Below are 26,661 nucleotides of genomic sequence, written 5' to 3'. Positions count from 1 at the left end.
TTACAAGATAAATAGAAAGGGATAAAAAGTGTCTCGGATAGGTAAATTACCGGTACCCATTCCTGATGGAGTTAAATGTGAACTTCAAGGGAATACCCTGAAAGTAACGGGACCCAAAGGAACATTACAGCGAACTTTCCATCCTGATGTTAATATCATAATTGAGGATAAACAAATTATTGTGCAAAGACCCAGCGATAAGAAAGAGCATAAAGCACTGCATGGCTTAACACGGGTCCTGATTCATAATATGATAATTGGTGTTACTCAGGGATATCAGAAAACCTTGCTGATTGAAGGTGTTGGATATCGTGCATCGTTGCAAGGGAAAAATTTAAATATGACACTTGGGTTTAGTCATCCAGTAAGTGTAGAACCGCCGCCGGGAATAACCTTTACGGTGGATAATCCTCAGACCATTCGTATTTCAGGGATAGATAAGGAACTTGTCGGACAGGTTGCTGCAGATATTCGTGCTCTGCGAAAACCTGAACCTTATAAAGGTAAAGGCATTCGTTATGACTATGAACGTATAAGACGTAAAGAGACAAAGTCAGGTAAATAACATATATAGGGATATAATATATGAAAAAGATTCATGAAAAAATATTTTGTTTAGAACGACGTAAAAAGAGAGTTCGAAAAAAGGTTTTCGGAACACCAGAACGACCAAGATTACGTGTTACAAAAACATTGAATCATATTTATGCTCAGTTAATTGACGATACACAAGGGCGAACATTGGTTGCTATGTCCTCTGTGCAGTTGAAAATTAAAGGTGGAAATATTGACGCTGCAAAACAGGTGGGCAGTGCCCTTGCAAAGAAAGCACTCGATCTGTCAATAACCCAGGTAGCGTTTGACCGTGGCGGACACCTCTATCATGGTAGAGTTAAAGCACTTGCAGATGCAGCCCGTGAAGTTGGATTAAAATTCTAAGGAGAAGAAAGATTATGATGGAAAGAAAACCAAGAAGAATGATGGAAGAAGAAGAAAGTCCAGTTTTAGAACAACAACAAACAGAGTATATCGAACAAGTAATTCGTGTGAGTCGTGTTGCCAAAGTTGTAAAAGGTGGTAAACGGTTTAGCTTTTCGGCACTTGTTGTTGTTGGTGATGGTAAAGGGCAAATAGGTGCAGCTATCGGGAAAGCTGGTGAAACGGTCGACGCTATTCGTAAGGCAACTGAAAAAGCGAAGAAGAACATGTTTAAGGTTCCTATCGTTGAAACGACAATCCCGCATGAAGTATTAGGTAGAGCAGATGCGGCACGAGTATTACTCAAGCCTGCAGCGAGAGGAACAGGTATCGTAGCAGGAGGTCCAGTACGTGCGGTGTTGGAAGCGGCAGGTTATTCTAATGTGTTAACGAAGTCCTTAGGTTCAAACACATCTGTGAATGTTATCTGGGCGACTTTGAATGGATTAAAGCAATTAAAAACACGAGAAGAGATATTGCAAATTCGAGGCTTAGGTTTACAAAGAAAAGCAAAAACAAAGGAAGTATAAAGAATTTGAATTAATTAGAGGATGAAATAGTATGGAACTACATGCATTAACCTATACATCAGGAACAAGAAAAAGAAAGAAGAGAGTCGGTAGAGGACCAAGTTCTGGACATGGTAAGACGTCATGCCGTGGCCATAAAGGTGCTCAATCACGTTCAGGTTATGCTAAAAATCCTGGATTTGAAGGTGGGCAAATGCCATTGCATCGCCGTCTACCAAAGAGAGGTTTCCACCATATCAAACGGATTAAGATGTCTATTGTGAATATTGAGTTGTTAGAGAAATACTTTGATACAGGTGTAACAATAACGGCTGAAGATTTAATCAAAAAAGGTTTGGCTAAGAAAGAACGTGGTGGAGTTAAGATTTTAGGTAAAGGTGAATTAACGAAGCCGTTGAACATTATAGCCCAGGCAGTTTCTCCGTCAGCAAAGCAAAAAATAGAAAGTGCTGGTGGAACGATTACAATAAAACCCATCGTGGAAAAAAATGAAGAAGTTGCAACACAAAATGTAAGATAAGAGGAGTAAGCCGGTGTCTCAACCTATCGAGGCGTTTAAAAATGCATTCAAAATACCGGAATTAAAAAGCCGAATTATTTTTACCCTTATCATGCTGGCTATATACCGTCTCGGTTGTCATGTGCCGGCACCCGGTATTGATGGAGCGGCATTAGCTCAAAAGATTAGTCAAGGTGGTGGGTTGCTTGGTTTTTATGATATGTTTAGTGGGGGTGCATTTGCACGGGCTACAGTATTTACATTAGGTATTATGCCATATATTACAGCATCAATTATTCTCTCATTGCTTATCCCTATTATTCCAGCATTGGAAAAATTACAAAAGGAAGGGCAACAAGGTCAACAGAAGATTAATGATTATACGCGTTATGGAACAATTGTCCTTTGTGTTATACAGTCGATAGGTATTGCGTGGTTTCTGCAAGGATTAGGTAGGGAAATTGTTCCTAATCCGGGACCTGTATTTATTTTTACCTGTGTTTTATCGTTTACAACAGGTGCTGCGTTTGTGATGTGGATCGGTGAGCAGGTTAGTGAATTTGGTATAGGTAATGGAATGTCCTTGATTATTTTTACAAGTATTGTTTCACGAATGCCGGCAGCATTGAGGCATCTTTTCCAGTTGGTTTTTGTCTCAAAGCAATTGAATATGTTTCAGGCATTAATCCTTGTCTTCTTAATGGTTGCTGTGATAGCTGGTGCTATTGCAATAACCACTGGGCAGAGACGTATTCCGGTTCAGTATCCGAGACAGGTAAAAGGGAAAAGAGTTTCCGGCGGGCAAAAAACCTATTTGCCTCTTCGGGTAAATCAAGCAGGTGTTATTCCTATCATATTTGCAAGTTCTATTTTATCTCTTCCTGCTTACTTAGGGGATACCATTCGAGTACCCATTCTTGAATGGATTATCCGACAACTGTTTTATCCTGGTAATATTGGATATGCAATATGTTATGGTGGACTGATTATTTTCTTCTCATTTTTCTACACGGCCATTACATTCAATCCGGTTGAAATTGCAGATAATATGAAGAAATATGGAGGTGTTATTGTCGGTGTTCGTCCGGGCAAAGCGACAGCGGAATATCTGAATCATATTATGACACGGATTACCCTTGCGGGTTCTATATTCCTTGCAGTTATTGCGCTTCTTCCTGAGGCTGTTTATTTCTTTATCAAAGTGCCTGATTGGACAATAGTACAGTTCTTTGGTGGAACAAGTTTGCTAATATTGGTAGGTGTCGCATTAGATACAATTAAACAAATTGAGCAACACTTATTGATGCGACATTATGACGGATTTAGCGGGAAGGCAGGACGCATTCGTTCCCGTAGAATGTTTTAATTTTTGAATTTAAAAGAGGAGCGATTCTCCTCTTTTATGTTGATATATAAATGTGTAAGTTGTTATAATATAACCCCTTACTTTGTAAAGGTAGCTAAATGTGGTATGGTTGTAATTCGCTCTGAATGGGAGATTGAACTGCTCCGTACCGCAAATCAGATTGTTGCTGAGGTTTTAGCTACTTTGGCAGAGAACATAAGACCGGGAATAACAACGAAAGAGTTGGATAGGATTGCCGAAGAAATGATACGTGAACGTGGGGCAGTCCCATCGTTCAAAGGGTATCGTGGCTATCCATCGGCGACATGTATCTCAATAGAGAACGAAGTAGTTCATGGTATTCCTGGGAAACGAACATTAAAAGAAGGAGAAATTGTGAGTATCGATGTTGGCACATGTTATTGTGGATATTACGGCGACGCTGCGGTAACCGTCCCGTGTGGCAATGTTGATTCTCAACGGAAAAAGTTAATAGATACAACTGACCTGGCACTTTCGCGTGCAATTGCGGAAGCAAAAGAAGGAAATACTATTAACGATATTGGCAAAGTGATAGAGAATACATGTAAAAAAGAAGGTTTTTCTGTGGTTCGTGATTTTGTAGGGCACGGCATTGGCACTGAAATGCATGAGCCTCTCCAAATTCCGAACTTTGATACTGGTAGACCGGGTGTCCGATTAAGGGCAGGAATGGTTCTTGCCATTGAGCCTATGGTTAATATGGGCACATCAGGCATCCGAATTTTGGATGATGGTTGGACAGCTGTAACACAGGATGGATTGCCAAGTGCTCATTTTGAACATAGTATTGTAGTTCGCAAAGACAGAGGAGAAATTCTGTCTACAAGCGAACGACTTGTATGGGGACAACGAACTAATTAGATAAAGAGTTTTTATATAAATATATGAAAGAAAAACCAATTGAAGTTGAAGGTATCGTAATGGAGCCCTTACCTAACTGTATGTTTCGTGTGCAGTTAAAGAATGGGCATACGATACTTGCACATGTATCAGGAAAGATGCGGATGAATTTCATCCGTATATTACCGGGTGATAAGGTAAAGGTGGAGATGTCGCCTTATGACCTTACACGCGGAAGAATAACATATCGTTTTAAACAATCAGGACCCGTTAACGGTTAAAAAGAAAGTGGTGTAACTATGAAGGTAAGAAGCTCAGTTAAAAAGATATGTGAGAAATGCAAAATTATTCGCAGACACGGTCAAGTCCGTGTTATTTGTGACAATCCAAAACATAAACAAAAACAGGGATAACCCAAAAGGAGACCTAACGAATGGCTCGTGTTGTAGGTGTTGATTTGCCAAAGGATAAAAGAGTAGAAATTGCATTGGCTTACATTTATGGAATAGGTCCGAGTCGTGCTCGTGAGATTCTTGCAAATACGAATATCAATCCGAATATCCGTGTGCGAGATTTGACAGACGAGCAGGCAAACACATTGTCTTCCTATATCCAAAGCCATTACAAAGTAGAAGGTGATTTGCGTCGTGAAATTTCCGCAAATATAAAACGGCTTATGGATATTAGTTGCTATCGTGGGACACGCCATAAGAAAGGGTTGCCTGTTCGTGGCCAGAGGACTCATACCAATGCTCGGACACGAAAAGGACCACGTAGAATCGCTTCAAAGAAGAAATAATCCAATATATAAATAAATTAAAAGGAGAATAATCCGTGCAACGAGACAAAGGAAAATCAAGAGCAAAAAAGAAGAGAATTATTCTAAGTGTATCCTCTGGAAATGCTTATATTCAAGCAACATTTAACAACACGATTGTTTCAATAACAGACCCACAGGGCAATGTCGTATCTTGGTCCAGTGCAGGTCAGGTAGGCTTTAGCGGTTCACGGAAAAGCACTGCTTATGCGGCACAACTCGCTGCAGAACAGGCTGCTAAACGTGCTATCGAAATGGGATTGCGTGAAGTTAGTGTTTTTGTAAACGGTCCCGGTGCTGGTCGAGAATCTGCTATTCGTGCGATTCAGGCAGCGGGTCTGAATGTTACGTTAATTAAAGATACGACTCCTATTCCGCACAATGGTTGTCGTCCACGTAAGAGAAGAAGAGTATAACAATATAAATTAAAATATGAATAGATATAACAAAACACGCCTAACCAAAAATTCAAAGGGTATAACCAAATGGTAGCGAAAGATTTTATTATTCCGGAAGCGGTACAATTTGAACCGACTTCAAATGAACGTTATGCACGTATTATCGTGGAACCCTTCGAACGGGGATATGGTATCACCGTGGGGAATGCATTACGAAGGGTGCTTCTGGCTTCTCTTGAAGGAAGTGCCATTACTGCTATTAACATTGAAGGAATTTATCACGAATTTTCAGCACTCCCCGGTTTTCAAGAAGATGTAACGGACTTAGTATTAAACCTCAAAAGATGCCAGGTTTCTCTAACACAAGGCGATTCTCTTATTTTTTCATTTGAACATACAGGTGAAAAAACAATTTGTGCAAAAGATTTATTTAAGAACCAACCTGTTGAGGTGTTTAATCCGGACCATGTTATAGCGGTTGCGGTTCGTCCGGACGCCAAGTTAAAGATGGAGGTGAAGGTATCGCGGGGTAGAGGATATATCCCAGCAGAGGAATTAGAATTAGGGCATGCTGAACGTGGGACAATTTATTTAGATGCTAACTTTTCTCCCGTTATTAAGGTAAATTTTCAGGTAGAAGATGCACGAGTTGGCCAAAAAACAGATTATGACCGTCTTATCCTTGACATTTGGACTAATGGCTCTATTACCCCTGAAAAGGCATTAGAAGAGGCTTCTTCCTTATTAATTGACCATCTCAGGATTTTTGTTAAGCAGGAGAAAATAAAGTTGAAAAGTGAAGAGGAAGAAGAACGAGAAGAACTTCTCGAAAAACAAAAATTAGATGCATTGTTATTGAAACCTATTGAACAAGTTGAATTTCCACAACGGGCTCTTAATTGTTTCCGTAATGCGAGAATTAAAACACTCGGTGAGTTGATAACTTATTCAGAAGAATCTTTGTCACGTCTGCCGAATTTGGGAACCACAACATTGTTAAAGGTAAAAGAGGTTCTTGACAAATATGGCTTATCGTTGGGAACGAAAAAGGAGAAAGGACACGGACGTGGTAAACAAGGTCGTGTAGATTTCCATGAGCCTGGGGTTCAAGGTGGAGTAAGCGACTCGGAAGATTTTATTGCTGAGACAATGATAAAAGAAGAACAGGAAGACTAAATTAATAAGAATGTGAAGGAGTTATAAAATGCGACATCGTAAAGCAGGACGCCGATTGGGTAGAAATACATCTCATAGAGAGGCTCTAATGCGTAGTCTTATGTGTGCCTTATTCCGCCATGATGCTATTGAAACTGGTCTGATGAAGGCTAAAGAACTGAGACAATTTGCAGAGCCAATCATCACCCTCGCTAAGGAGGATACGGTACATCACAGACGGTTAGCCTTTGCACGACTACGAGACAACGATGTAGTAACACGATTATTTAAAGAGATTGGTCCCGCATGTGCAGAGAGACCAGGTGGATATACACGTATCCTTCGTTTGGACCATCGTTTGGGTGATGGTTCACCGTTAGCACGAGTTGAGATAATTGATATGGTTGAAAAGAAAGAAGCAAAACCTACAAAGAAATAGAGCAAGGGAATATATATGCGGTTTGGGTTGCAACTTTATAGTGTTCGTGAACCTGCCAAGAAAGATTTGCAGGGTACACTTAAAAAGGTTCGTGAAATAGGGTTTGAATATGTACAGTGGAGTGGAATGCCAGACCTACCAGCAAATGAAATTCGAAATGCATTAGATAATGCAGGTTTGAAGGCGATATCTGCTCACATTAGTATAGAAGAGTTTGAAAAAAACTTTGATGAACAGGTTCAGTTCTGGCAGACAGTCGGTGTTACGGATCTTGCTCCGGGTGGGATGATGTCTGATTGTCGTGCAAATTCTGAAGTGTGGTTAAAAGGATGTGCTCGACTTGATGCATTAGGAGCACGCCTCCGCTTGAAGAATTTGCGATTGTCATATCACAATCATGACTGGGAATTACAACCGTTTCCAAATCAATCCGTTTCCAAACTTGATATGTTATTACAGTCAACATGTGCAGATAACCTGTATGCGGAATTTGATTTAGCATGGATTTATGTTGGTGGTTCAAATCCTGCTAACTGGTTGAAAAAATATCCTAAACGGTGTCCAGTAATTCATGTTAAAGATGTTCGTATAGAGAAAAAGGCAATAGGGAAGAAGCATGTAATTGTTCCCTTAGGGAAGGGTGACTTAAATTGGGATGAGATTTTACCCTCAGCAAAGACAGCCCAAGTAGAATGGTATTTTTATGAGCAGGACTCATTTCAAGGTGATATTTTTGAAGAAGTTTCGGAAAGCTACAATTTCCTGAAAAAACGTCTTTCATCCTAATAACATAAAGTAAAATCTATGACACCGAATTCCTCAAATTCCCGTAAAATTGCTATCCAACTTTATACAGTTCGTGATGAGTTATCAAAGAATTTGGAAGCGACTTTCCAAAAGCTGAAAGAAATAGGATATTCGTATGTGGAAATAGCAGATATAGGGGAGAGGTCTATCTTTGAATTTGTAGAAAGATTAAATAAATACAGCCTTACTCCGATCAGTATGCATGTTGATTTCCTTTTGCTACAGCAGAATCCAAATGATATTTTTAGTAATGCAAAAGCAGTGGGTATAAATAAAATTGTTGTTCCTTGGATAGACCCTCAAATATGGCAGGATGAAGCAATATTATCACAAGTGTTAAGCCAATTGGAGCAATTAGGCATACAGGCTGAAGAACAAGGGGTAGCTTTATCTTATCACAATCATGCTCATGAACTTGTGACCTCGGGGAATGGTTATTTATTGGATAACCTTATTAACTTAGCTCCTCATGTTTCACTTGAGTTAGATATTGGGTGGGCTTATGTGGCGACACATCAAGACCCTTGGGATATTGTGCAAAGATATAATGAGCGTATTGCTTTATTCCATCTTAAAGATGTTCGTTCTGTAAATCCATTAATGTTTACTGAATTGGGAAATGAGGGAAAAATTCTCTGGCAGGATTTATTGTCCAAAATTGCAAAAGTTAACCGAAGCGACTGGATAATAGAACAAGATACAGATTTTGAAAAAACATCAATAGATAGTGCGGAAAAAAGTCTGAGTTATCTTTCAACGATTATTTTATAATAAACAAACAGTTTTAAGTTCGCATAGTTCGTGTTATAAGGTTTGCATAATAAGGAAGAGATAATACCATGGGATATAACAAAATATTAGTTACAAGTGCCTTACCGTATGCTAATGGGCATATTCATTTAGGACATATTGCAGGTGCTTGTCTTCCTGCCGATATTTATGTTCGCTATCAACGATTACGTGGTAGAAAGGTTCTATATATTGGTGGATCTGATGAATATGGTGTGCCAATAACCTTGACCGCTCTCAAAGAAGGGACGACACCCAAAGATGTAATTGACCGCTATCATACTGCTAATGCGGAAGCATTTCGGCGGTTGGGTATTTCTTATGATATATATGGTAGAACCTCTTGGAATTTACATATTGATACCACTCAATCCTTCTTTAGGAAACTTTATGACAAAGGGTTTATATTCACACGTGAAATGGAACTTTGGTATTCAACCCAGACTAATCGATTTTTACCCGACCGCTATGTAAAAGGGCAATGCCCCAAATGTGGATATGAAGATGCTAATGGCGATGAATGTGAGAAATGTGGGGCACAATATACGGCGAAAGAACTTGTAAATCCGAGGACGAATATCCCTGGTGATAACTCCTCGCCAATACTCAAGCCTTCGTTGCACTGGTTCTTGGACCTGCCCAAGTTTAAGGAACGACTTCTTCAGTGGATAGAAAGTCATCCAGAATGGAGAAGCAATGTTCGTGGTATTGCCCTGAGCTGGGTTAATGATTTAAGACCTCGTTGTATTACACGTGATACGGATTGGGGTGTGCCTATTCCTGTTGACCACCCCGATGCACAGAATAAGCGAATATATGTATGGTTTGATGCCCCTATTGGTTATGTTACAAATACACGGCAATGGGGTATCGATACATATAATGATGCGGATATTTGGCAGGATTGGTGGAAGAATTCAGATACACGACTTATTCATTTTATAGGTAAGGATAATGTTCCGTTCCACGCAGTTATTTTCCCAGCGATGCTTATGGGACAGGATGATTATATTCTTGCGGATAATGTCATTGGTAATGAATACTTAAACATTTATAACCGCAAAACAGGCAAGTCTGAGAAAGGTTCAAAATCGAAAGGCAATATGATTCGTGTGTCTTGGGCTGTTGATAAGTTAGGCACAAATGCTATTCGATATTATATTTGTTCCATTATGCCCGAAAGTAAAGATTCCGATTTTGATTGGGATGAATTTCGGAATCATTATAATGGTGAGTTATGCGATATTGTAGGTAATTTTGTGCATCGCACATTAACTATGATAATGAAAAATTTCGATGGCAAAATACCCGAGCCTGGTGATATGGATGAAATAGACCAGGGAATGTTGGCTGAAATTATATCAGCAAAGGAATCTGTTGCTGAAGCCATCGAAACATTTCGTTTTCGGCTTGCTCAAGAGCGGTGGGTAGACCTTGCTCGCAAGGCGAATGTGTATTTTGATTCGAAGCAACCGTGGGCTACGCGGAAAACGGATATGCAACGGACAGGTACCACGTTATACGTTTGTTCACAAGTGGTGAAGGCATTATCCATTTTTATGGCTCCATTTATCCCTGATGGAAGTGCTGAACTGTGTATGATATTGAACCAAACAATACGTCAACAAGGACCTGAAGGTGGAGAAGATATTTGGGAAAACAGTATTGAACGACTTCCATCCGCATGCCAATTGAATACCCCTAAGGTCTTGTTTCCTAAATTAGAAGAAGAATATATTGAACAATTAGCAGAAGAACACGAAAAAGGATTGGCAAGTTAGGTTTTTTCTAATTGCTAATTAGAAATGGAAATATATAATATTGTAGGGTAATATAAAAACATAAAAGAAGTTTCAACAGGATTTTAGTAATAACGTGTCTAAAAATAACGTGTTCTTTTTTTCAACTCCCGTTTTAGTTTTTATATTAACCCTTGTTTATGGTTTCGCATTACTTGCTTTATTGTTTGTTGTAAAACTACCATTCCTTTATATACTTGCTTTTGGATTAGTTTTTCCCTTTGCGATTCTCTATCTTTTATTACCTTTAAATTATTCTGCAACTATATTTCTCCTTTTCATTTTCTTAAATCATTATTATATTTCTCCTATAATTTTCCCTGTAATAGGTTTGGAGATACATCCCCGTGAAATTATGCTTTTCATGTTTGTTGCAAACTTTTTTGTGAATCTTACGATAGAACGTATTTATTGGCGATGGAGCCTTTTCCTATATTTTGTAGTTCTTTACCTACTATTTTTTGTATATACTGCTACACTTGGGTTTTTATCTGGCTATGATTGGCATCGTGTTGTGGCTGAAACTCGGTTTCCCGTATTTGCAATTACTGCCTTTATTTTTTCATATGCATGGAAATCACTTCATTCATTGAAAAAAACCATAAATATTTTGTTTATCCTATCTGTTGTTATTGCAATTGCTACTTATGGACTTTTTATCTATGTACTTATTACTGGTAAAACATTACGATTTCAAAACTTTATGGGGGAATTTGTCCCTGCTAAAATAGGTCCATTACGTCTTCAGGAGGTTCGTTTTAATGGACACATGCTTTTCGATTTGTGGTTCGTTGTCTTTTTAAGTCAGTTCTTCTATTTTAAGGAATGGAAAAAAAAGATTATATCTGCGGTGGTTATTTTGTTTTTTATACCTCCCCTTCTTATTTTAATGATGAATACAGCACTTTTAACCGTTTTTTTTGCATCTGTGATTGTTATTATTATTTATCTTCCATCACGATTAAGACTTTTTGCTTCTGTTCTTTTTGTCCTTGCTGTATTTGCAGTTTTCTTTTCTTTGATGCTTCTTTTCCATATGGAGATTTTATCATGGACAAATTCGGAATTAGGTATCTCAATCCAGTCGCGATTAGTCGAAATTACAGGTGCCTTCGAAAATTTTATGGAGTCCCCACTCTTAGGGAAAGGTTTAGGTAGCCAGTTTGTTGGGATGGGATTAGCATCAAATTTTTGGCAAGATTTATATGCCCTTGCCACATTCCAAACATTACATAATCTTTGGATGTATTGGTTATTTAAAGGGGGAATTGTCGGGTTTAGTATCATTGTAATTGCTTTAGCAGGGATACTTACAAAAAGTGGTTATCTTATTAATATCCTTTGGACAGATAAAGATAAAGGTTTTTGGGTCGGGTATTGGGCATGTTTGGTATCACAGGTGGTAGTGATGTCACTTGCTTTTCCACGCCTTTCTTATCCTGTTGGTCAGGTTTATCTAAGTTTTTCTATTGGTATATTTACAATTTTAGAAGATGAATTAAGAAAAAGACAATCCACTCGAGATATAAATCCTGTATTAGATTAGAGTTAAAAAATGAATTAAAAAATAAAGAGCAGAGAAAATATTTTATTTCCTCTGCTCACAAATGCTAAAGGGCTGAATTAATTTTTTGCAGATTTGGGTGGTTGAACAAGTAAAATAACAACACCTGCTATAAGGCATGCAATTCCACTAACAATGAACGCTGTACTATAACTGCCCAATGCAAACTCTTTAGTAAGTTGTGCCCCTTTTTCTGTGACTAAATAGGGAACCTTTTCTGCTACCTGCATTAATCGGGCTGCAAGATAAGGACCCGCAAGACCACCTGCACCATAAGCTGTAAACATCAAACCGTAATTAATACCCACGTTCTTTGTTCCATAATAATCTGTAATAACAGCAGGATATAAGGCAAGGTAACCACCAAAACAAAGTCCTACAACTCCAATCCCAAGGATGTATAAGGGGTATACCCTTAAATAATTTAGTATCAACATGGCAACACCGCACAGGAGGAACATAATAACCAATGTGGCTTTTCTTCCGATGTTGTCTGACACCTTACCCCAAAAAATTCGTCCTACTGCATTAAAAATAGCAATTAATGAGACAGCCATAGCACCTCGAGATACTACACTGCTAAATATATCTTCGGGTATAGGGCGTGTAGTAATTGTGGAGACGCTGAAAGATTGCCAGATAGGTGATGCCTTCATTATGACCTGCAATCCAGCGGCACACCCTGCAAAGTAGGTTATCCACAAAAGCCAGAATGCAGGAGTTGCTAACATCTCCGTAGGTGTGTAATCCACTCTACTTCCCGCTCCCCCAGTGGGTTGAGGTGGATTCCAGCCAGCAGGTTTATAACCCGCAGGTGGATTCTTTAATAGGTAAGAGCCAATAACTACCGCAACAAGGAAAATAATCCCTAATATTAAGAAAGTGTTAAAAACTCCTACTTGAGGTAGAGTGAATAACTTAATGGTCATTAGTTCATAAGCCCCACCAGAAATTAGTGCCTTGGCTAAGGGGGCAAAGAAGAATGCCCCTGCACCGAAGCCAGCCACAGCCAATCCAGTGATGAGCCCTCGTTTATCAGGGAACCATTTAACACAAGTGGCAATAGGGCAGACATAAGCGAAACCGATACCTAAACCACCTAAAATAGCAAATGAGAAAATAAGCCAATACAAAGCCATATTTGGGGAAGTGGCAAAATTTTGTGTGAATTTTGCGAGGATTAGCCCAAGGCCTAATATAAGTCCTCCCGAGATACCGACGATTCGGGGTCCAACACGGTCTTGAATCCTTCCACCAATAATCACCGCAAGAGCAAATGCTGCTAATACTATTTGTGATGGATATGTCACTTGTGTTTCTGTCCATGTAGGGAAGGCTGCTTTCAAAGGTGTCTGGAAAACACTCCAGATGTAAACTGCACCTAAACTAACCTGGACAATTAACGCACCTATTACAACTATCCAGCGATTTTGTGTCGTTTGTTCACTCATGTTTATAACCCTCCATTGTATTGTTTTAAATAAGAGCCGTGAGGTGTATCTCATTCCCACGGCTCTTAATTTATTCTTTTAAATAACAGTAGTCATAAGGAAATTAGTCTTTAAGTAATGCTTTTCTGCCTTGAACCAGTTCTTCAACGACTGTTGGGTCAGCCAATGTTGTTGTATCGCCTAGATTGTTGAGGTCATTCTCAGCAATTTTACGAAGGATGCGTCGCATAATTTTTCCTGAGCGTGTTTTTGGTAGTGCACGAGCAAACTGAATTACATCAGGAGCGGCAATAGGACCGATTTCTTTGCGGACGTGCATGACCAATTCTTTTCTTAGTTCTTCACTTTCTTCGATTCCAGCGACAAGCGTAACATAGGCATATAATGCTTGACCTTTAATGGGGTGTGGCATGGGTGCAACAGCCGCCTCAGCAACCTTAGGATGGGAGACAAGGGCGCTTTCAACCTCTGCTGTGCCAATACGATGACCCGATACATTTACAACGTCATCAATACGTCCCATGAGCCAGTAATCGCCGTCTGCATCTCTACGGCATCCGTCACCTGTGAAGTATAAGTTCTTATACATAGTGAAATAGGTGTCAATAAAGCGGTCATGGTCACCCCATGTTGTTCTCATCATTCCTGGCCATGGTTTTCTTATGCAAAGTTTTCCACCTTCATTAGCATCTACTTCTGTCCCGTCATCTCTTAATATTACGGGGTCGACACCAAAGAATGGTCTGCAAGCACTTCCTGGTTTGAGTGTATGTGCACCTGGAAGCGGTGTAATGAGGATTCCACCTGTTTCTGTTTGCCACCATGTATCTACAATTGGACAACGACCTTTACCAATTTTTTCATAGTACCACATCCAAGCTTCGGGGTTAATCGGTTCACCAACGGATCCTAATACGCGTAATGAACTAAGGTCATATTTTGCAGGCCATTCATCACCTTTTTGTATTAAGGTGCGAATAGCAGTAGGTGCAGTATAGATAACTGTGCACTTGAACTTGTCTACGATATGCCAGAAACGTCCTGCGTCTGGATAGGTTGGGACACCTTCAAACATTACTGATGTCGCTCCATTGCAAAGTGGACCGTAGACAATATAACTATGCCCAGTTACCCAACCTATATCCGCAGTGCACCAATAAATATCATCATCATGAATATCGAAAATGTATTTGTGTGATAATGATACATGGAGTAAGTAACCTGCAGTGCTGTGTACAACACCCTTTGGTTTTCCTGTTGAGCCAGAGGTATAAAGGATGAATAGATAGTCTTCTGCATTCATCCGTTCTGGTTCACAAACGTCACTTGCTTTTGCCATTAAATCGTCATACCATAAATCACGACCTTCTTTCATATTGCAGGGTTCGTCATTTCTTTTTACGACGACACATTTTTCAATGGAAGGTGTTTGTGATAATGCATTATCGGCGATTTCCTTTAAGTGAATAGATTTTCCAGAGCGTAAGGAAGTATTTGAAGTAACTAAAATTTTACACTCGGAATCAAGAATACGGTCACGAAGCGATTCAGCACTGAATCCACCGAAAACTACAGAATGGATAGCACCGATTCGAGCACATGCAAGCATCACAATTGGCAATTCTGGAATCATTGGTAGGTAAATGCAAACGCGGTCACCTTTTTTTACACCTAATGACTTTAAGACATTTGCGAATTTGCACACTTCTTTGTAAAGTTCTTCATACGTGATATGTTTCACATCTTCTTCTGGTTCGCCCTGCCAAATGATGGCTGTTTTCTTAGCGGTAGGCGTGTTCAAATGACGGTCAAGGCAGTTATAGGATACATTTAATTCGCCATCGGCAAACCATGTATGACGGATGATGCGGGCATCGGTATTCCATGTATATTCCAATGCCTTTGTTGGTTTTTTGAACCATGATAGTGTCTCAGCTTGTTCTAACCAGAAATTTTCACAATCATCAATTGACCGCTTCCACATCTGGTAATATTCGTCAAACGACTTGATGTGGGCTCTTTTCCGCACTTCTTCTGATGGTGGGAATGTTCTGTTTTCGATCATCAATGAGCTGATTGATTTTTTCTCTTCTGCCATAATACGTCCTCCAATTGGTTATTGGTTTAAGTTTTATAATTATTGTTACTTTTTGGTTTTACCTACCGTTCGTTATATAAATTATTGTAATATTTGTCAAACCTAAAAGTCAAAACGGAAGTAATCGGCTATTTCCCAATTATTACCCGCTGAATTCTATTTTTTATAAAGATTTTTATTGATTAGGGATAAATTTTGAATTATCGAGAGAACAATCATAGATGAAGGAAGATAATTTTTCTACTTTGTACCTGATGATTGTCAATTAGAGTCTTTCATTAAGATTTTTATATACTACATATACAAACCTTTACTTTTTCATAATCTTTCAAAAAACAATATTACTTTAACATTACACAGTATAGAAGAGGTGGAAAAATGGCAGAATCACAAAAAAAACGAGAAGTTATTTTGTCAGGTATTCGTCCTACAGGTCGTCTTCATTATGGAAATTATTTTGGTGCGATTCGTCATTTTTTAAAACTTCAGGAATCTGGAGATGCAATATGTTATTATTTTGTAGCGGATTATCATGCGTTAACTACCATTACGACCCGTGAGGATATTTATCAGAATACAATAGATATGCTCCGTACCTATGTTGCATGTGGTTTAGACCCGAATAAGTCGATTATTTATCGTCAGAGTGATTTGCCGTCGACGGCGGAGCTAACCCTTCTTCTGGGCATGATAACCAATATTGGCTTTCTTGAACGGGGCACGACATATAAGGACAAACTCTCCAAATTACAAGAAGATGCAAAGATTGATGGGAATCCACTTTCTTTTGGGTTATTGGGTTATCCTGTGTTGATGGCTGCGGATATATTAATTGTTCGTGCAGATAAAGTTCCTGTTGGTGATGACCAACGACAGCATGTAGAGATGGCGATTGATATTGCACAGCGGTTTAATAGTCGTTTTGGTGAGACACTTCATGTTCCGCAGGCAGTTGGTCGTGAAGCGTTGAGATTGCCTGGGTTGGATGGCTCGTCGAAAATGGGGAAGAGTGAGCATAATACATTAGACTTATTGGATGACCCTGATACAGTATTAAAAAAGGTTCGGGCAGTAGAAACTTCCACTGACCCCTTGCCTCTTCCTGTAGAGAGTAATGATCCAGACGCAATTATTCCTCACATGCCACCAGGTGTCGGTGTTTTATATAGACTTCTTTCATTATTAGCCCCTGAACCTTTATATCTTGAATTTGTTCAGAAATACCGGAATGGCGAGAAGTTTTATGGAAAATTGAAACAGGAAGTTGCCCGACTCGTTTCTGAATTTAATGCCCCGATTATAGAAAAGTTTCATCATCCAGAGAATAATAGAGATTATGTAGAAGCCTTTCTTCGTGCCAATGCCCAGAAAGTGACACCAGTGGCGTTAGAAACTGTGGAGGCTGTTCGTGAAGCTATGGGAATTGGTCATTCGTTATACCGTGCATAATTTCCATTTTGAATTTTTATTCTTAAATTTATCTGTTGCTATTATTCATTAATTATAATTATTGTATACTTATAAGACGTATTCTTTTATTGTATAGGTAGAAAGTGGATAACAATTTTTTTAACAGGTTTTACATGTTGTGTATTAGGATTAAAATAGTTTTACCTGTCCTACTGGTATATTTGTTTGTCTCAATTTTTGGTTGTTCTGATGTTTCACAATCGGCAAATTTAATTACACCGAGTAAAACATCATTAAATTCATATCCAGATATATTTGTTATAGTTATTGATGCTCTTCGGGCTGACCATTTGGGCGTTTATGGTTATACACGTGATACCAGTCCTTTCCTTGACCAGTTATCAGAGCAGAGTTTGATTTTTTCTCGTGCCTATGCTCCTTCTACTTTTACACGTGAAAGTGTTAGTGCTATTCTAACGGGACGTTATCCATCTTCTAATCCATGGGGAACGGGTTGGCGAGCTCAGGTTTCCCCAGATATTACGACTATTTCTGAGGTATTCAAGCAGAATGGTTATGAAACGTTCCTTTTTACAGACCAGCCTGCCCTTGAATCGTATATGTATGGGAAAGGGTTTAACCATGTTGAAGTATTGACTTCTGATTACGGTTTAAGTGGTAACGGTCCGAGGTTGGTAGAACAGCTTTTGAAGACCATAAATAATATAAATTCGGATTTGCCTATTTTTGCATATATCCATTTTTATGACCCTCATGACCCGTACGAACCCCCACCCTCTTATTATCTCCGTTTTAAGGATAAAATTTATCAACGGCCTTTGCGTGTGTATGATGATATTCGATTTCATTTAAATGAATTAGTACAGCAAGGGTTTGGTTCAGGAGACCCACGTTTTGATGATTTGATAGTTCGTTATGATGCGGAGATAGCCTTATCTGATGATTGTATAAAAACGTTATATCGTTCGATTGAGAAACTTCGTTCAGGAAAGAAATCTGTTTGGGTGGTTACTGCTGACCATGGAGAGGAATTTTTAGACCATGGTTTTGTCGAACATGCATGGCATTTATATTTTGAAACAATTCGTGTTCCATTGATAATTCATGCTCCTTTTATCGGGATAAAGAAGCGGTGGGTTCATTCAGAAACATCTCTTGTCGATTTATTCCCAACCTTAATAACACTTGCAGGTTTTAATTACATAGACAAAGGATGGGATGGCATTTCTCTACCTGTTGCTGATTTGTTGACTGGAGAAAACACACCTGAAATAGGGAACCGAATTATTTTTTCGGAACTGTATCTTCCAACGCGAACGATAGGCCGTTCATTGATACAAGATGGTTGGCAATATTTGAACTGGCAACAATGGCTTACATGGCAAGAATGTGTAGAATATGCCCAGAAGCAAAAGCAACTCCGTGATGAGTATGATAAAGGTATCCGCCATCCGATTCCATTTTGTGGTGAAACTAAATTTGAAGAGTTGATAGCCCCTAATGATAAAGGATTTCCAAGTACTTTTGTGCCCGTGACGGAACAAGAAGAGCGGTGGCGTATGTTTCGTGAAGCATGGAGAAAATGGTGTGCAAACCGACCTGAACCGATATCGGACCATGAAAAAATGAGGTTAAATCCACCACCTGTTAAGTCTGAAAACCAGAAAGAAGCAGATTCGCCAATAACACCTCAGATACAAGATAGTATTAATAATTCGGGGTACTTCTAATGGAAGAAAGAACCACAGATAAATTGCAGATAGTTCTACAAAGCGAATTTACTTACTGTCCAGTCATTACCAAAAAGGAATTCTTTTTTCCTTTTTTAATAGGTATAATTATATGTGTTTTAGGCACATTGCCGTATTTATATGGTTATGCAATAGCGGGAGATGACCGTGTTTTTATGGGGATGGTTGGCAGAGGAACATTGGGTTCTAATGGCTATCTGATGTTTCAACGTCAGGCATGGGAAGGGAAATGGCTATTAGAGAACAAATGTACTCCTGAAAGCACCTCATCTTTTTGTAATGTAGAGTGGTGGCTTTTGGGAAGGACTGCACGATTACTGAATATGTCCATTCTCAGTTTTTTTCATGTGGATAGATGTCTGTCTGTTTTTTTGTTTTTGTTTGCTGTCTATTATTTGCTGGCAATCAATCTGGATAATTTAGAACAACGTCGGTTTAGTCTGCTTCTTATCACTATAGGTTCAGGTTTTGGTTGGCTCATTTGGTGTTTGAACCGTTACACCCATCTTTCGTTGCCTCTTTCATGGGATATAGATGGGATTCAAGTGTTTAGCTACCTCGTATGTAAACCACATTTTATTCGTTCTTTCGCACTTGCTATTTTAATGTATGCTTTTTTGATTCGTGGTTTTCAATCGGGAAAGGCAAAATATTTTATCCTCTCAGGGTTAATGGCTTTGTCTCATTCACTTATGCGTCCTTTCTTAATCCCTGAGTCGTATATTATGTTTTTATTAACTCCCATTTTGTTTTGTTGGACACAGAAGCAGTGGGAAATTAAATGGTTTCTTTTTTGTGCTATTCCATCTATTATTCATTTCCCCGCAATTCTATATTATTTATGGATGTCCATTTCTGACCCGTTAAAAATGTCAGGTTGGTCCCAGAATCATCAATTTTTAGGGAAATCGGGGTTCTTGATTGAATATGTGGCTGGTGTTGGTTGGACATGGCTAATATGTATGATATTTTTTATTTATCTGGCAAAAAAATGTCAGCAACGAATTAGCCATCTTATTTTGTTTACTTGGGTTATGGTCGCTTGGGGTATTTGTAATCTTTATCCCTACTGGAAACCTGGACAAGAGTCAGGGTTATATGCTTTTCTTATTGTTCCACCTATTTTAACAATTGTGGGTCCTTATCAGTGGATTACTGATTATCTAAAAGTAGTGCAAGATGGGAGAAATTTGGCAAATAGAGTTATAACACCAATATTTTTTGCTAAAACAAGGCTTGCTTTTTTTGTCATTCTACTTTCTATTCCGACAACTGTGTTTGTGTATTATTTTATGTTTCATGATTTGAAATATGGGCATCCCCTATGGACGTATTATTTGCAGAAAGATTCTTACGCAGTTTTGGAGTATTTACAAAGGAGTGCAAAAGAAAATGATGTTGTTCTTGCATCACCCAGAACCTCGCAGTTTATTTATGCCCATACACCATGTAAGACGGTAACAGGACATTTTATGCTTACAAAGGATTATGTCAAAAAAACGGAGGATGTGAACCGTTTTTACTATGAAAAAAATAATGTAGATATTCAGAAACAAATATTAGCAAAATATAAGGTAACGTATGTTTTCTTCGGTTCTTACGAGCAAGAAATGTCGGGGTTGTCTCCTCCAGAAGTATTAAAAGATAGTCCGACTGTTTTTGAAAGAGGAAATACGAAGTTATACGATGTATCAGAAGTTATTTCAAAAAATAAAGATGAATTATAGAATTAAATAGGGTTAAATGATGTGCATGCAAACTAAAATATGTGTCGTGATGTTATGTTTATTATTATTTATTTTAGTTTGTGGATTTGCTTTGCAAGACACATCTGGTGATGTTAATCCTGTTCAACCCACGTCTCCTATAAATGCTGTGTCTAATAGTTCTGGATTAGATTTAAGTTCGGATATAATTGACTTTTCTCCGCCTGAACTGGGTACTTTAGAATGGGAAACATATTGGCGAGAATTACGGGAGAAACTGATTTCCAAGACCTTGACTTTAACTGCCTGGGAGAAGCAGGTGGCTTTTTATTTTGAAGCAAATTCTTACGACCTTAAACATACTCAATTATGGGATATTATCCTACAACAAACGCCAGAGTTTCAGAGTGAGTTGTTGCTATATTCTGCGATGTTTGTAAGTATCGGCATGATATCAGAAGTTCAAAAACAAAATCCTAATGCGATTTCGGTATTGTTAGCATCTCAATTTTTGCTCAAATTGTCTGAATATGTAAAAGAGAATCAAGTTGCACAGTTGGCTGATATAATAAACATTCGAGCTAAAAAAACTTCGATACGTCTTACGACACTTTGGAATTCCTTTATAGGGCAAGTTTCTACCACGACTGACGAGCCCATCTCTCCACAGATATCAGCCTCACTACATGAAACAATTATTTATTTTTGTCTTGCTATGTTGGCATTTTTGCCACCAAATAAATTTTCGGCTGTAGTGCAGTTGCCGGAGCCAATGCGGGGCTTTTTCAATGACCATGGCATTTTAGTATTCGATGGAGGGATGTTGACTGAACCTCATTATCGGAGTTTAAAGAGTATTTTTCAATGTTTAACCTCGAAATTACATAATATTCAGGTTATTATCGTTCCTGATGGTGTTGGTATATCTGCAACAAAAATTCTTGCTTCGACTCGGAATGGTATTGTCGTTGATATACCCTTTTTGCCGATGGAGCTTATGAGCAATCCGATGGAGTTTCCTCAGCATATAGGACCGCAAGTAGCACCAGAATTTTCATTGGGAGCAGTAGTTCAAATTGTTAAGGCAATACAATGGACGCAGTTTAAGCTTCGTCCTGAATTATTATTCCGCAGAAATGCGATTTTAATGAATGCTCGAACCCGTGGTTATAATTATACGCGGACAACCATTCGCCCTGAACTTTATTTTAACGCTCCAGATGAATTGTTGCCAATGTCGGCTTATTTATGGTTCTTAAATTCTGAAAAGACACTACAGATGACAAATGAACTCCTAAAATTAAGGCAATATTTTGCCACGGATGTATACCTTCTTCTTGCTGATATGCTATCCGAAGGACGAGATGTAACGTTGACTTTTTATATGGATGAAACAGGTTTTTTGAGTGTGCGTGAAGCACCTGTGATAAGAGCCCCAATAGACGAGGGTTATCCAAGTATTATCAGTATTTTACCTGACCGTTTGGTACCTACTTTTGATAAAAAGTCTGATAATGATAATAAGACACCGTATTCAGATGAGATAATAAATCAGCCGATAACACAAAACGCACCTTTTAATTCAGGTTTTGATTCGCCAAATGATGAGGAGAAAACGAAGCTAACTCCGAGAGACCAAATCATAATTCAGCCGAAAGGGAACTAATTTTGCGAAAAAGGTATTTATTATTATCAATTATATATAGTGTTTTTATATTCTGGATTTCAATTCAACCCATTACAATGGAAACTCCTGAGTTGTTTCCTTATCAAGATAAAATTATTCATACATTCCTTTATATGCTACTTGCGGGAATTATTGCTATAGGCTTGGTAAGGGCAGATGAAAGACATACTTTAATAAAAATAGGGTGTATCTCAGTTATGGTTCCTTTTATTTATGGTATTTTTATTGAGATATGTCAGATTTTTGTTCCAACACGTTCATTTGAGTTACTTGATATTTTTGCAAATTTATGTGGTGCTGTTATTGGCACAATGGTGATACTATTGTTATCTTTGTTGTTCAACAAATGGATACTACGGCAAAGAGCGTTTTCTAAGATAAAAATGTGAAAAGAATTGCTAATTAGGGTAATTATATGGAATATACATTGGTACCAAAACGTGGATGTGCGTGGCTCTTTTTTAGTTTTATGCTGATTATTGGGGCATTATGGGGCTCTGCGTTGGGTATGTTTGTGTGGATTTTGGAAGATGCAAAAAATACAATTTCAGCCTTAGAGACGTTTCGTCCGAAAACGGGGACAAAGGTATATGCGGAAACTGGAGAACTTTTATATATGTTTACCGTTGAGGACAGGCAATTGGTACCACTTAGCCAAATTCCGCTTCATGTGCAAAAAGCATTTATTGCTACAGAAGATGCATCATTCTATTCACATAAAGGTGTGCGTCCAGATGCTATCATCAATGCCTTTTTGTATGGTTTGCGGACAGGACGTTTTCGTGGTGGTAGCACGATTACTCAGCAGGTGGTACGAAATGTGGAAACGTTGGGGATAGGACAAGAACGTTCAGTGAAAAGGAAGATACGTGAGGCTATTGTTGCTTTGCAGGTAGAACGTGAATTCACAAAAGATGAGATATTAGAGCTATACCTAAATCAGGTTTTTCTTGGAATAAACGCTTATGGTGTGGAGTCCGCAGCGAGGCAATATTTTGGGAAAAGTATACAGGACTTAACACTTAGCGAAGGGGCTACACTTGCAGGATTAACACGGGCTCCAAATGTAAATGAGCCTATTAATCATTTAAAAAATGCTATTGAACGGAGAAACATCGTTCTTGGGCAGATGTTAGAGGAAGGGTTTATTACGGAGAAAGAATATCAGGAGGCGATATCAGAAGATTTGGCTGAGCGTGTTATGACCCCTGAAAAGCGTGAACAATTGAAGAAAGAAGGCGTAGATATTCTTGAACCTTATCGTGTGAAAGCCCCTTATTTTGTTGAAGAAATTCGGAAAATCTTATTGTCAAAGTATACTGTAAATGAAGTGTTTGAAGGGGGAATGAGTGTCTATACTACTTTGGATTACAGACTACAAAAAGTTGCGGAAGAAGTGTTAGAAGCACATCTTTCAAAATTCGACAAGCCTCGACAGGAAACGAAAAATTTTATTCCTGTATCGGGTGCTTTAGTTTGTATTGACAATCGCCCCAGCTTTGAAGGTTATGTTCGTGCGTTGGTAGGTGGTAGGAATTGGGAAGAGGAAAAGTATAATACCGCAACACAAGCGAAACGTCAGCCAGGTTCCAGTGTAAAACCATTTGTATGGCTCGCTGCAATTGCATCCGGTATGACTCCATCTACCTTAATAAATGACACTCCATTTATTCGTGCTATGGGTAATGGTCGTGTATGGGCACCGAAAAATTTTGATGGTTCATTCCGAGGACCCATGCCATTACGGGTTGCGTTAGAAAAGTCTGTAAATATTGTTTCAATTCGATTAGTGGACATGTTAGGTTTGCCTGCGGTTCGTTCTGTTTTTGAACGATGTGAACTTAATACAGTTGTCGGAGATAATGTCGGGCTTACATTAGGTTTGGGTACCGTTGAAGTAACTGTATTAAGCCATGCGATAGCCTACTCAATATTTGCACATAATGGGATGAAATATTATCCAGTATTAATCAAGGAAATACGTGACGCTGAAGGATTGCTTCTGTATGACTACCGACTCTATCAGCAAAAAGAACAAGTGGTAGACCCACCTCCAGCCTATGTTGTTATGCACATGATGAAAGGTGTGTGCACACCAGACCGATCGTTAGGTTACTATCCTACAGGGCATCGGGCAAGTGCATTGAAACGGCCAGTCGCAGGTAAGACAGGGACAACAAACGACAGCCGAGATGCCTGGTTCTGTGGTTTTACTACAGATTATACAACTGTTGTCTGGGTCGGATATAAAGATAATCGTAGTTTAGGCAGAGGTGCCAATTATACTGGTGGACGGCTTGCTTGTCCTATATGGGTTGAATTTATGCTATCTGCGGAGAAAGATTTACCTGTTCGCGATTTTGTGGTGCCTGATGGCGTTCAATTTTACAATATCAATCGTGTTACGGGTACGTTAGGTGGTTCCTATAAAGAGGCTTATGTTGAAGGAACTGCTCCACCTGTGACTCGACCAATCCTGAAACCAGAACCTGTCCCCGAAGAGGTACTTATCGAGCCGATTGAGGGAAGAACGACACAAACAACCCCTTCCACATCAACACAACCTTCACCAGTAGAAACCGAAATTTCTCCAATCCTTCCGCCCGAAGAACAATACAACCCCGACCCTGGTTTCTAATGCCATCTTTATTGCATATAATATGAGAAACGGAAAACATACGTAACTGTAGTGGCAAAACCATGTGTTCGTCCTAAAAATGTGTTATGTTGTTTTATGTATTTGTTTGAAAGTTGTTGTTCTTTTATAATTGTTATTAACATATTATTAAAAGTTCGTTAATTATAAGGAATAGGGCTATGAGAGATATTAATAGAAATGTGAGAAACACAAAATGGTTGTATTTAATAATTGTATTACTTCTTATTATCATAGCTTTGTTTGTCATTGTATTAATTTTATTAATCAATAATATGCAACAGCCAAATAAATTGGTATCGATAGATAGTTCTGTATCCAACCCTACACAAACAGAGACACAAGTACCTCAACCGACGCATCCTGATTCTAATAAACCAACAGCGGAATCAATTCAAGAAAGAGAACCTGAACAAGTAAAAAATGTAGAAAAGTCGAATGATAATGGCAAACAAACTGAAAGGGAGGGGAATGAAACAAGTTTAGATGAGAATTCTGCCCGTTTAGTTCAAACTCTTAATTTGGCAACAGTCTCTATCAAGAAAATCATTAATACAGAGAACCGTATCGTTTTAGACCAAGAATATGACAACATTATCAATAATCTGGTGTTTGAACGAGTCAAAGCGGAAAAAAAAGTAATTGATTTATATACAAAAATTATGGGAGTAATAACTCAATTTAAATTAAATAATGAAGAGAAAGAGCGATTTTCAAATGCTTTTGAACGAAGCAAGAAGAAGGCTGTATGGAAAGCTATCGGGGGTGTTCGTGCTTATGGTGCTAACCCGTTATCTTTTGTACTCAGTTTAGCCCAAAGCAGTATTAGTGCTTTTTTTAATTATAAGGATGTAAAGTCACAAATGGAGGAAGAACTTGATAAAGAATTATGGGAGATTAAAAAAGACCAAATTGAGCAGATAAATGAGCTGTGGCAGGAATGGTTAAGTGCATGCTGGGATACTTCCAGTAAATATAATTTTGAGAGTAAAAACTTATATGTTTTACGAGGAGGTGTATTAGATAATTTTATCTCAGCAGAACAAGAAATAGACATTGATAAAGCCATGAGAAGCTTTGAAGACCTTGAGAGAAATTCCATCTTTTTGAGTTCTTATCCTCCATTCTGGCTTAGTTATGCGATAGTAGCAGAGAAGGCGGGAAATAAAGCCAAAAGAGACCAGTGTTTGGACAACTTTTTCAAATATTATAGGGAGATACTGAATCGAGACCCCTATTTTGGTAGAGCATGTGTAATGAGATTGCGGACGATAATTGAGAAGCCATCTGCCTTACAGGATAAAAATAGAATTAAAGAGATAGAAGAACTATTGATAAAAGCGGATAGACATTTGGACAAAACGGATGGTCAGAGCAGGATATTTATTTCTGCTATTTATCAAAAATTAGGAAAGCCTGACGAAGCCCGCAGGATACTGCAATTAAATATAGATAGGAATGTGGATAAGGATATTTCCGAATTAGCCTTAGATAACTTAAATAAAGGTAGAGATGTGGCATCTGATATACCTCAAGTTCTTGCTCTATTTATTCAGGAAGAAGGGACAGAGGATAGTAAAGACATTCTGCCGTTAGAAGAGTTGCAGAGATTGGCGGAGCAAGGAGAACCTAATGCAATGGAAAAGTTAGGGAGAAAGCATTTCTTTGGTTTTGGTGTTCCACTGGATTATGTTAAGGCACGGCAGTGGTGTGAGAAGTCTGCGGAAAAAGGCAATGCTTATGCTATGAGTGGTTTGGGTCAGATATATTTTTTAGGTCTTGGTGTCCCGCAGGATTACGAGAAGGCTCGACAGTGGTATGAGAAGTCTGCGGAAAAAGGCGATGCTTGGGCGGTGTATATTTTGGGTGGGATGTATGT

25 protein-coding genes are annotated in these 26,661 nt (G+C 38.6%); 23 read left to right on the top strand and 2 right to left on the bottom strand.

Going from position 1 to position 26,661, the window contains the following annotated elements; translation table 11 throughout:
- The first annotated feature begins 28 nt into the window (after nt 1-28).
- From rplF to PLJ10_10950, 16 genes are all read left to right on the top strand, one after another.
- Nucleotides 29-565: a 50S ribosomal protein L6 gene (gene rplF / locus PLJ10_11025; GenBank protein HOK10178.1), complete on the top strand. Its 537-nt coding sequence runs from the start codon at nt 29-31 to the stop codon at nt 563-565.
- A gap of 20 nt (nt 566-585) precedes the next feature.
- Nucleotides 586-939 carry a 50S ribosomal protein L18 gene (rplR, locus tag PLJ10_11020; protein ID HOK10177.1) on the top strand — a complete coding sequence of 118 codons (354 nt, stop codon included), beginning with the start codon at nt 586-588 and terminating at the stop codon, nt 937-939.
- A 41-nt stretch (nt 940-980) separates the two neighbouring features.
- A complete protein-coding gene (gene rpsE, locus PLJ10_11015; protein ID HOK10176.1) occupies nt 981-1,508 on the top strand; it encodes a 30S ribosomal protein S5 in 528 nt (175 codons plus the stop codon).
- A 31-nt stretch (nt 1,509-1,539) separates the two neighbouring features.
- On the top strand, nt 1,540-2,028 hold the full coding sequence (gene rplO, locus PLJ10_11010; GenBank protein ID HOK10175.1) for a 50S ribosomal protein L15: 489 nt from the start codon (nt 1,540-1,542) through the stop codon (nt 2,026-2,028).
- Between the two features lie 13 nt (nt 2,029-2,041).
- Nucleotides 2,042-3,373, top strand: coding sequence for a preprotein translocase subunit SecY (gene secY, locus PLJ10_11005; GenBank protein ID HOK10174.1), 1,332 nt, complete (start codon nt 2,042-2,044; stop codon nt 3,371-3,373).
- Nucleotides 3,374-3,478: 105 nt separating this feature from the next.
- Complete coding sequence (gene map, locus PLJ10_11000) at nt 3,479-4,255, top strand: type I methionyl aminopeptidase (GenBank protein ID HOK10173.1); 777 nt, start codon at nt 3,479-3,481, stop codon at nt 4,253-4,255.
- A gap of 23 nt (nt 4,256-4,278) precedes the next feature.
- On the top strand, nt 4,279-4,515 hold the full coding sequence (gene infA / locus PLJ10_10995) for a translation initiation factor IF-1 (GenBank protein HOK10172.1): 237 nt from the start codon (nt 4,279-4,281) through the stop codon (nt 4,513-4,515).
- Between the two features lie 18 nt (nt 4,516-4,533).
- A complete protein-coding gene (rpmJ, locus tag PLJ10_10990; protein HOK10171.1) occupies nt 4,534-4,647 on the top strand; it encodes a 50S ribosomal protein L36 in 114 nt (37 codons plus the stop codon).
- A 20-nt stretch (nt 4,648-4,667) separates the two neighbouring features.
- Complete coding sequence (rpsM, locus tag PLJ10_10985) at nt 4,668-5,033, top strand: 30S ribosomal protein S13 (protein ID HOK10170.1); 366 nt, start codon at nt 4,668-4,670, stop codon at nt 5,031-5,033.
- Between the two features lie 35 nt (nt 5,034-5,068).
- Nucleotides 5,069-5,467, top strand: coding sequence for a 30S ribosomal protein S11 (rpsK, locus tag PLJ10_10980; protein HOK10169.1), 399 nt, complete (start codon nt 5,069-5,071; stop codon nt 5,465-5,467).
- 69 nt (nt 5,468-5,536) lie between these two features.
- On the top strand, nt 5,537-6,625 hold the full coding sequence (locus tag PLJ10_10975; protein HOK10168.1) for a DNA-directed RNA polymerase subunit alpha: 1,089 nt from the start codon (nt 5,537-5,539) through the stop codon (nt 6,623-6,625).
- Nucleotides 6,626-6,653: 28 nt separating this feature from the next.
- Nucleotides 6,654-7,043, top strand: coding sequence for a 50S ribosomal protein L17 (gene rplQ, locus PLJ10_10970; GenBank protein HOK10167.1), 390 nt, complete (start codon nt 6,654-6,656; stop codon nt 7,041-7,043).
- A 15-nt stretch (nt 7,044-7,058) separates the two neighbouring features.
- Nucleotides 7,059-7,829: a sugar phosphate isomerase/epimerase gene (locus PLJ10_10965; GenBank protein ID HOK10166.1), complete on the top strand. Its 771-nt coding sequence runs from the start codon at nt 7,059-7,061 to the stop codon at nt 7,827-7,829.
- A gap of 18 nt (nt 7,830-7,847) precedes the next feature.
- Nucleotides 7,848-8,621, top strand: a complete 774-nt coding sequence (locus PLJ10_10960; protein HOK10165.1) for a sugar phosphate isomerase/epimerase — start codon at nt 7,848-7,850, stop codon at nt 8,619-8,621.
- A 68-nt stretch (nt 8,622-8,689) separates the two neighbouring features.
- Entirely contained in the window at nt 8,690-10,420 is a 1,731-nt protein-coding gene (gene metG, locus PLJ10_10955; protein ID HOK10164.1) for a methionine--tRNA ligase, read from the top strand.
- 94 nt (nt 10,421-10,514) lie between these two features.
- On the top strand, nt 10,515-11,984 hold the full coding sequence (locus PLJ10_10950; protein ID HOK10163.1) for an O-antigen ligase family protein: 1,470 nt from the start codon (nt 10,515-10,517) through the stop codon (nt 11,982-11,984).
- Between the two features lie 77 nt (nt 11,985-12,061).
- On the opposite strand, the gene PLJ10_10945 is transcribed toward PLJ10_10950, so the two are convergent.
- Both PLJ10_10945 and acs read right to left on the bottom strand, forming a co-directional pair.
- Nucleotides 12,062-13,453: an OFA family MFS transporter gene (locus tag PLJ10_10945; protein HOK10162.1), complete on the bottom strand. Its 1,392-nt coding sequence runs from the start codon at nt 13,451-13,453 to the stop codon at nt 12,062-12,064.
- A 103-nt stretch (nt 13,454-13,556) separates the two neighbouring features.
- Entirely contained in the window at nt 13,557-15,551 is a 1,995-nt protein-coding gene (acs, locus tag PLJ10_10940) for an acetate--CoA ligase (protein ID HOK10161.1), read from the bottom strand.
- A 378-nt stretch (nt 15,552-15,929) separates the two neighbouring features.
- Between acs and trpS the strand changes: the two genes are divergently transcribed.
- The 7 genes from trpS to PLJ10_10905 form a co-directional block, all read left to right on the top strand.
- On the top strand, nt 15,930-17,000 hold the full coding sequence (trpS, locus tag PLJ10_10935) for a tryptophan--tRNA ligase (protein HOK10160.1): 1,071 nt from the start codon (nt 15,930-15,932) through the stop codon (nt 16,998-17,000).
- Between the two features lie 134 nt (nt 17,001-17,134).
- A complete protein-coding gene (locus tag PLJ10_10930; GenBank protein ID HOK10159.1) occupies nt 17,135-18,712 on the top strand; it encodes a sulfatase in 1,578 nt (525 codons plus the stop codon).
- On the top strand, nt 18,712-20,460 hold the full coding sequence (locus PLJ10_10925; GenBank protein HOK10158.1) for a hypothetical protein: 1,749 nt from the start codon (nt 18,712-18,714) through the stop codon (nt 20,458-20,460). The genes PLJ10_10930 and PLJ10_10925 overlap by 1 nt, the downstream gene beginning before the upstream one ends.
- A 25-nt stretch (nt 20,461-20,485) precedes the next feature.
- Entirely contained in the window at nt 20,486-22,105 is a 1,620-nt protein-coding gene (locus tag PLJ10_10920; GenBank protein ID HOK10157.1) for a hypothetical protein, read from the top strand.
- A 2-nt stretch (nt 22,106-22,107) separates the two neighbouring features.
- Entirely contained in the window at nt 22,108-22,515 is a 408-nt protein-coding gene (locus PLJ10_10915) for a VanZ family protein (GenBank protein ID HOK10156.1), read from the top strand.
- Nucleotides 22,516-22,541: 26 nt separating this feature from the next.
- Nucleotides 22,542-24,764: a PBP1A family penicillin-binding protein gene (locus PLJ10_10910; protein HOK10155.1), complete on the top strand. Its 2,223-nt coding sequence runs from the start codon at nt 22,542-22,544 to the stop codon at nt 24,762-24,764.
- A gap of 179 nt (nt 24,765-24,943) precedes the next feature.
- Nucleotides 24,944-26,661 (top strand): tetratricopeptide repeat protein (locus PLJ10_10905; protein HOK10154.1); only part of this gene is annotated, 1,718 nt, incomplete at its 3' end.

Origin of the sequence: Candidatus Hydrogenedens sp. (assembly GCA_035361075.1) — a bacterium.
Classification (GTDB): domain Bacteria; phylum Hydrogenedentota; class Hydrogenedentia; order Hydrogenedentales; family Hydrogenedentaceae; genus Hydrogenedens.
Note: the sequence above shows the minus strand (reverse complement) of the source record. Positions and strands in the feature narration are given on the sequence as shown.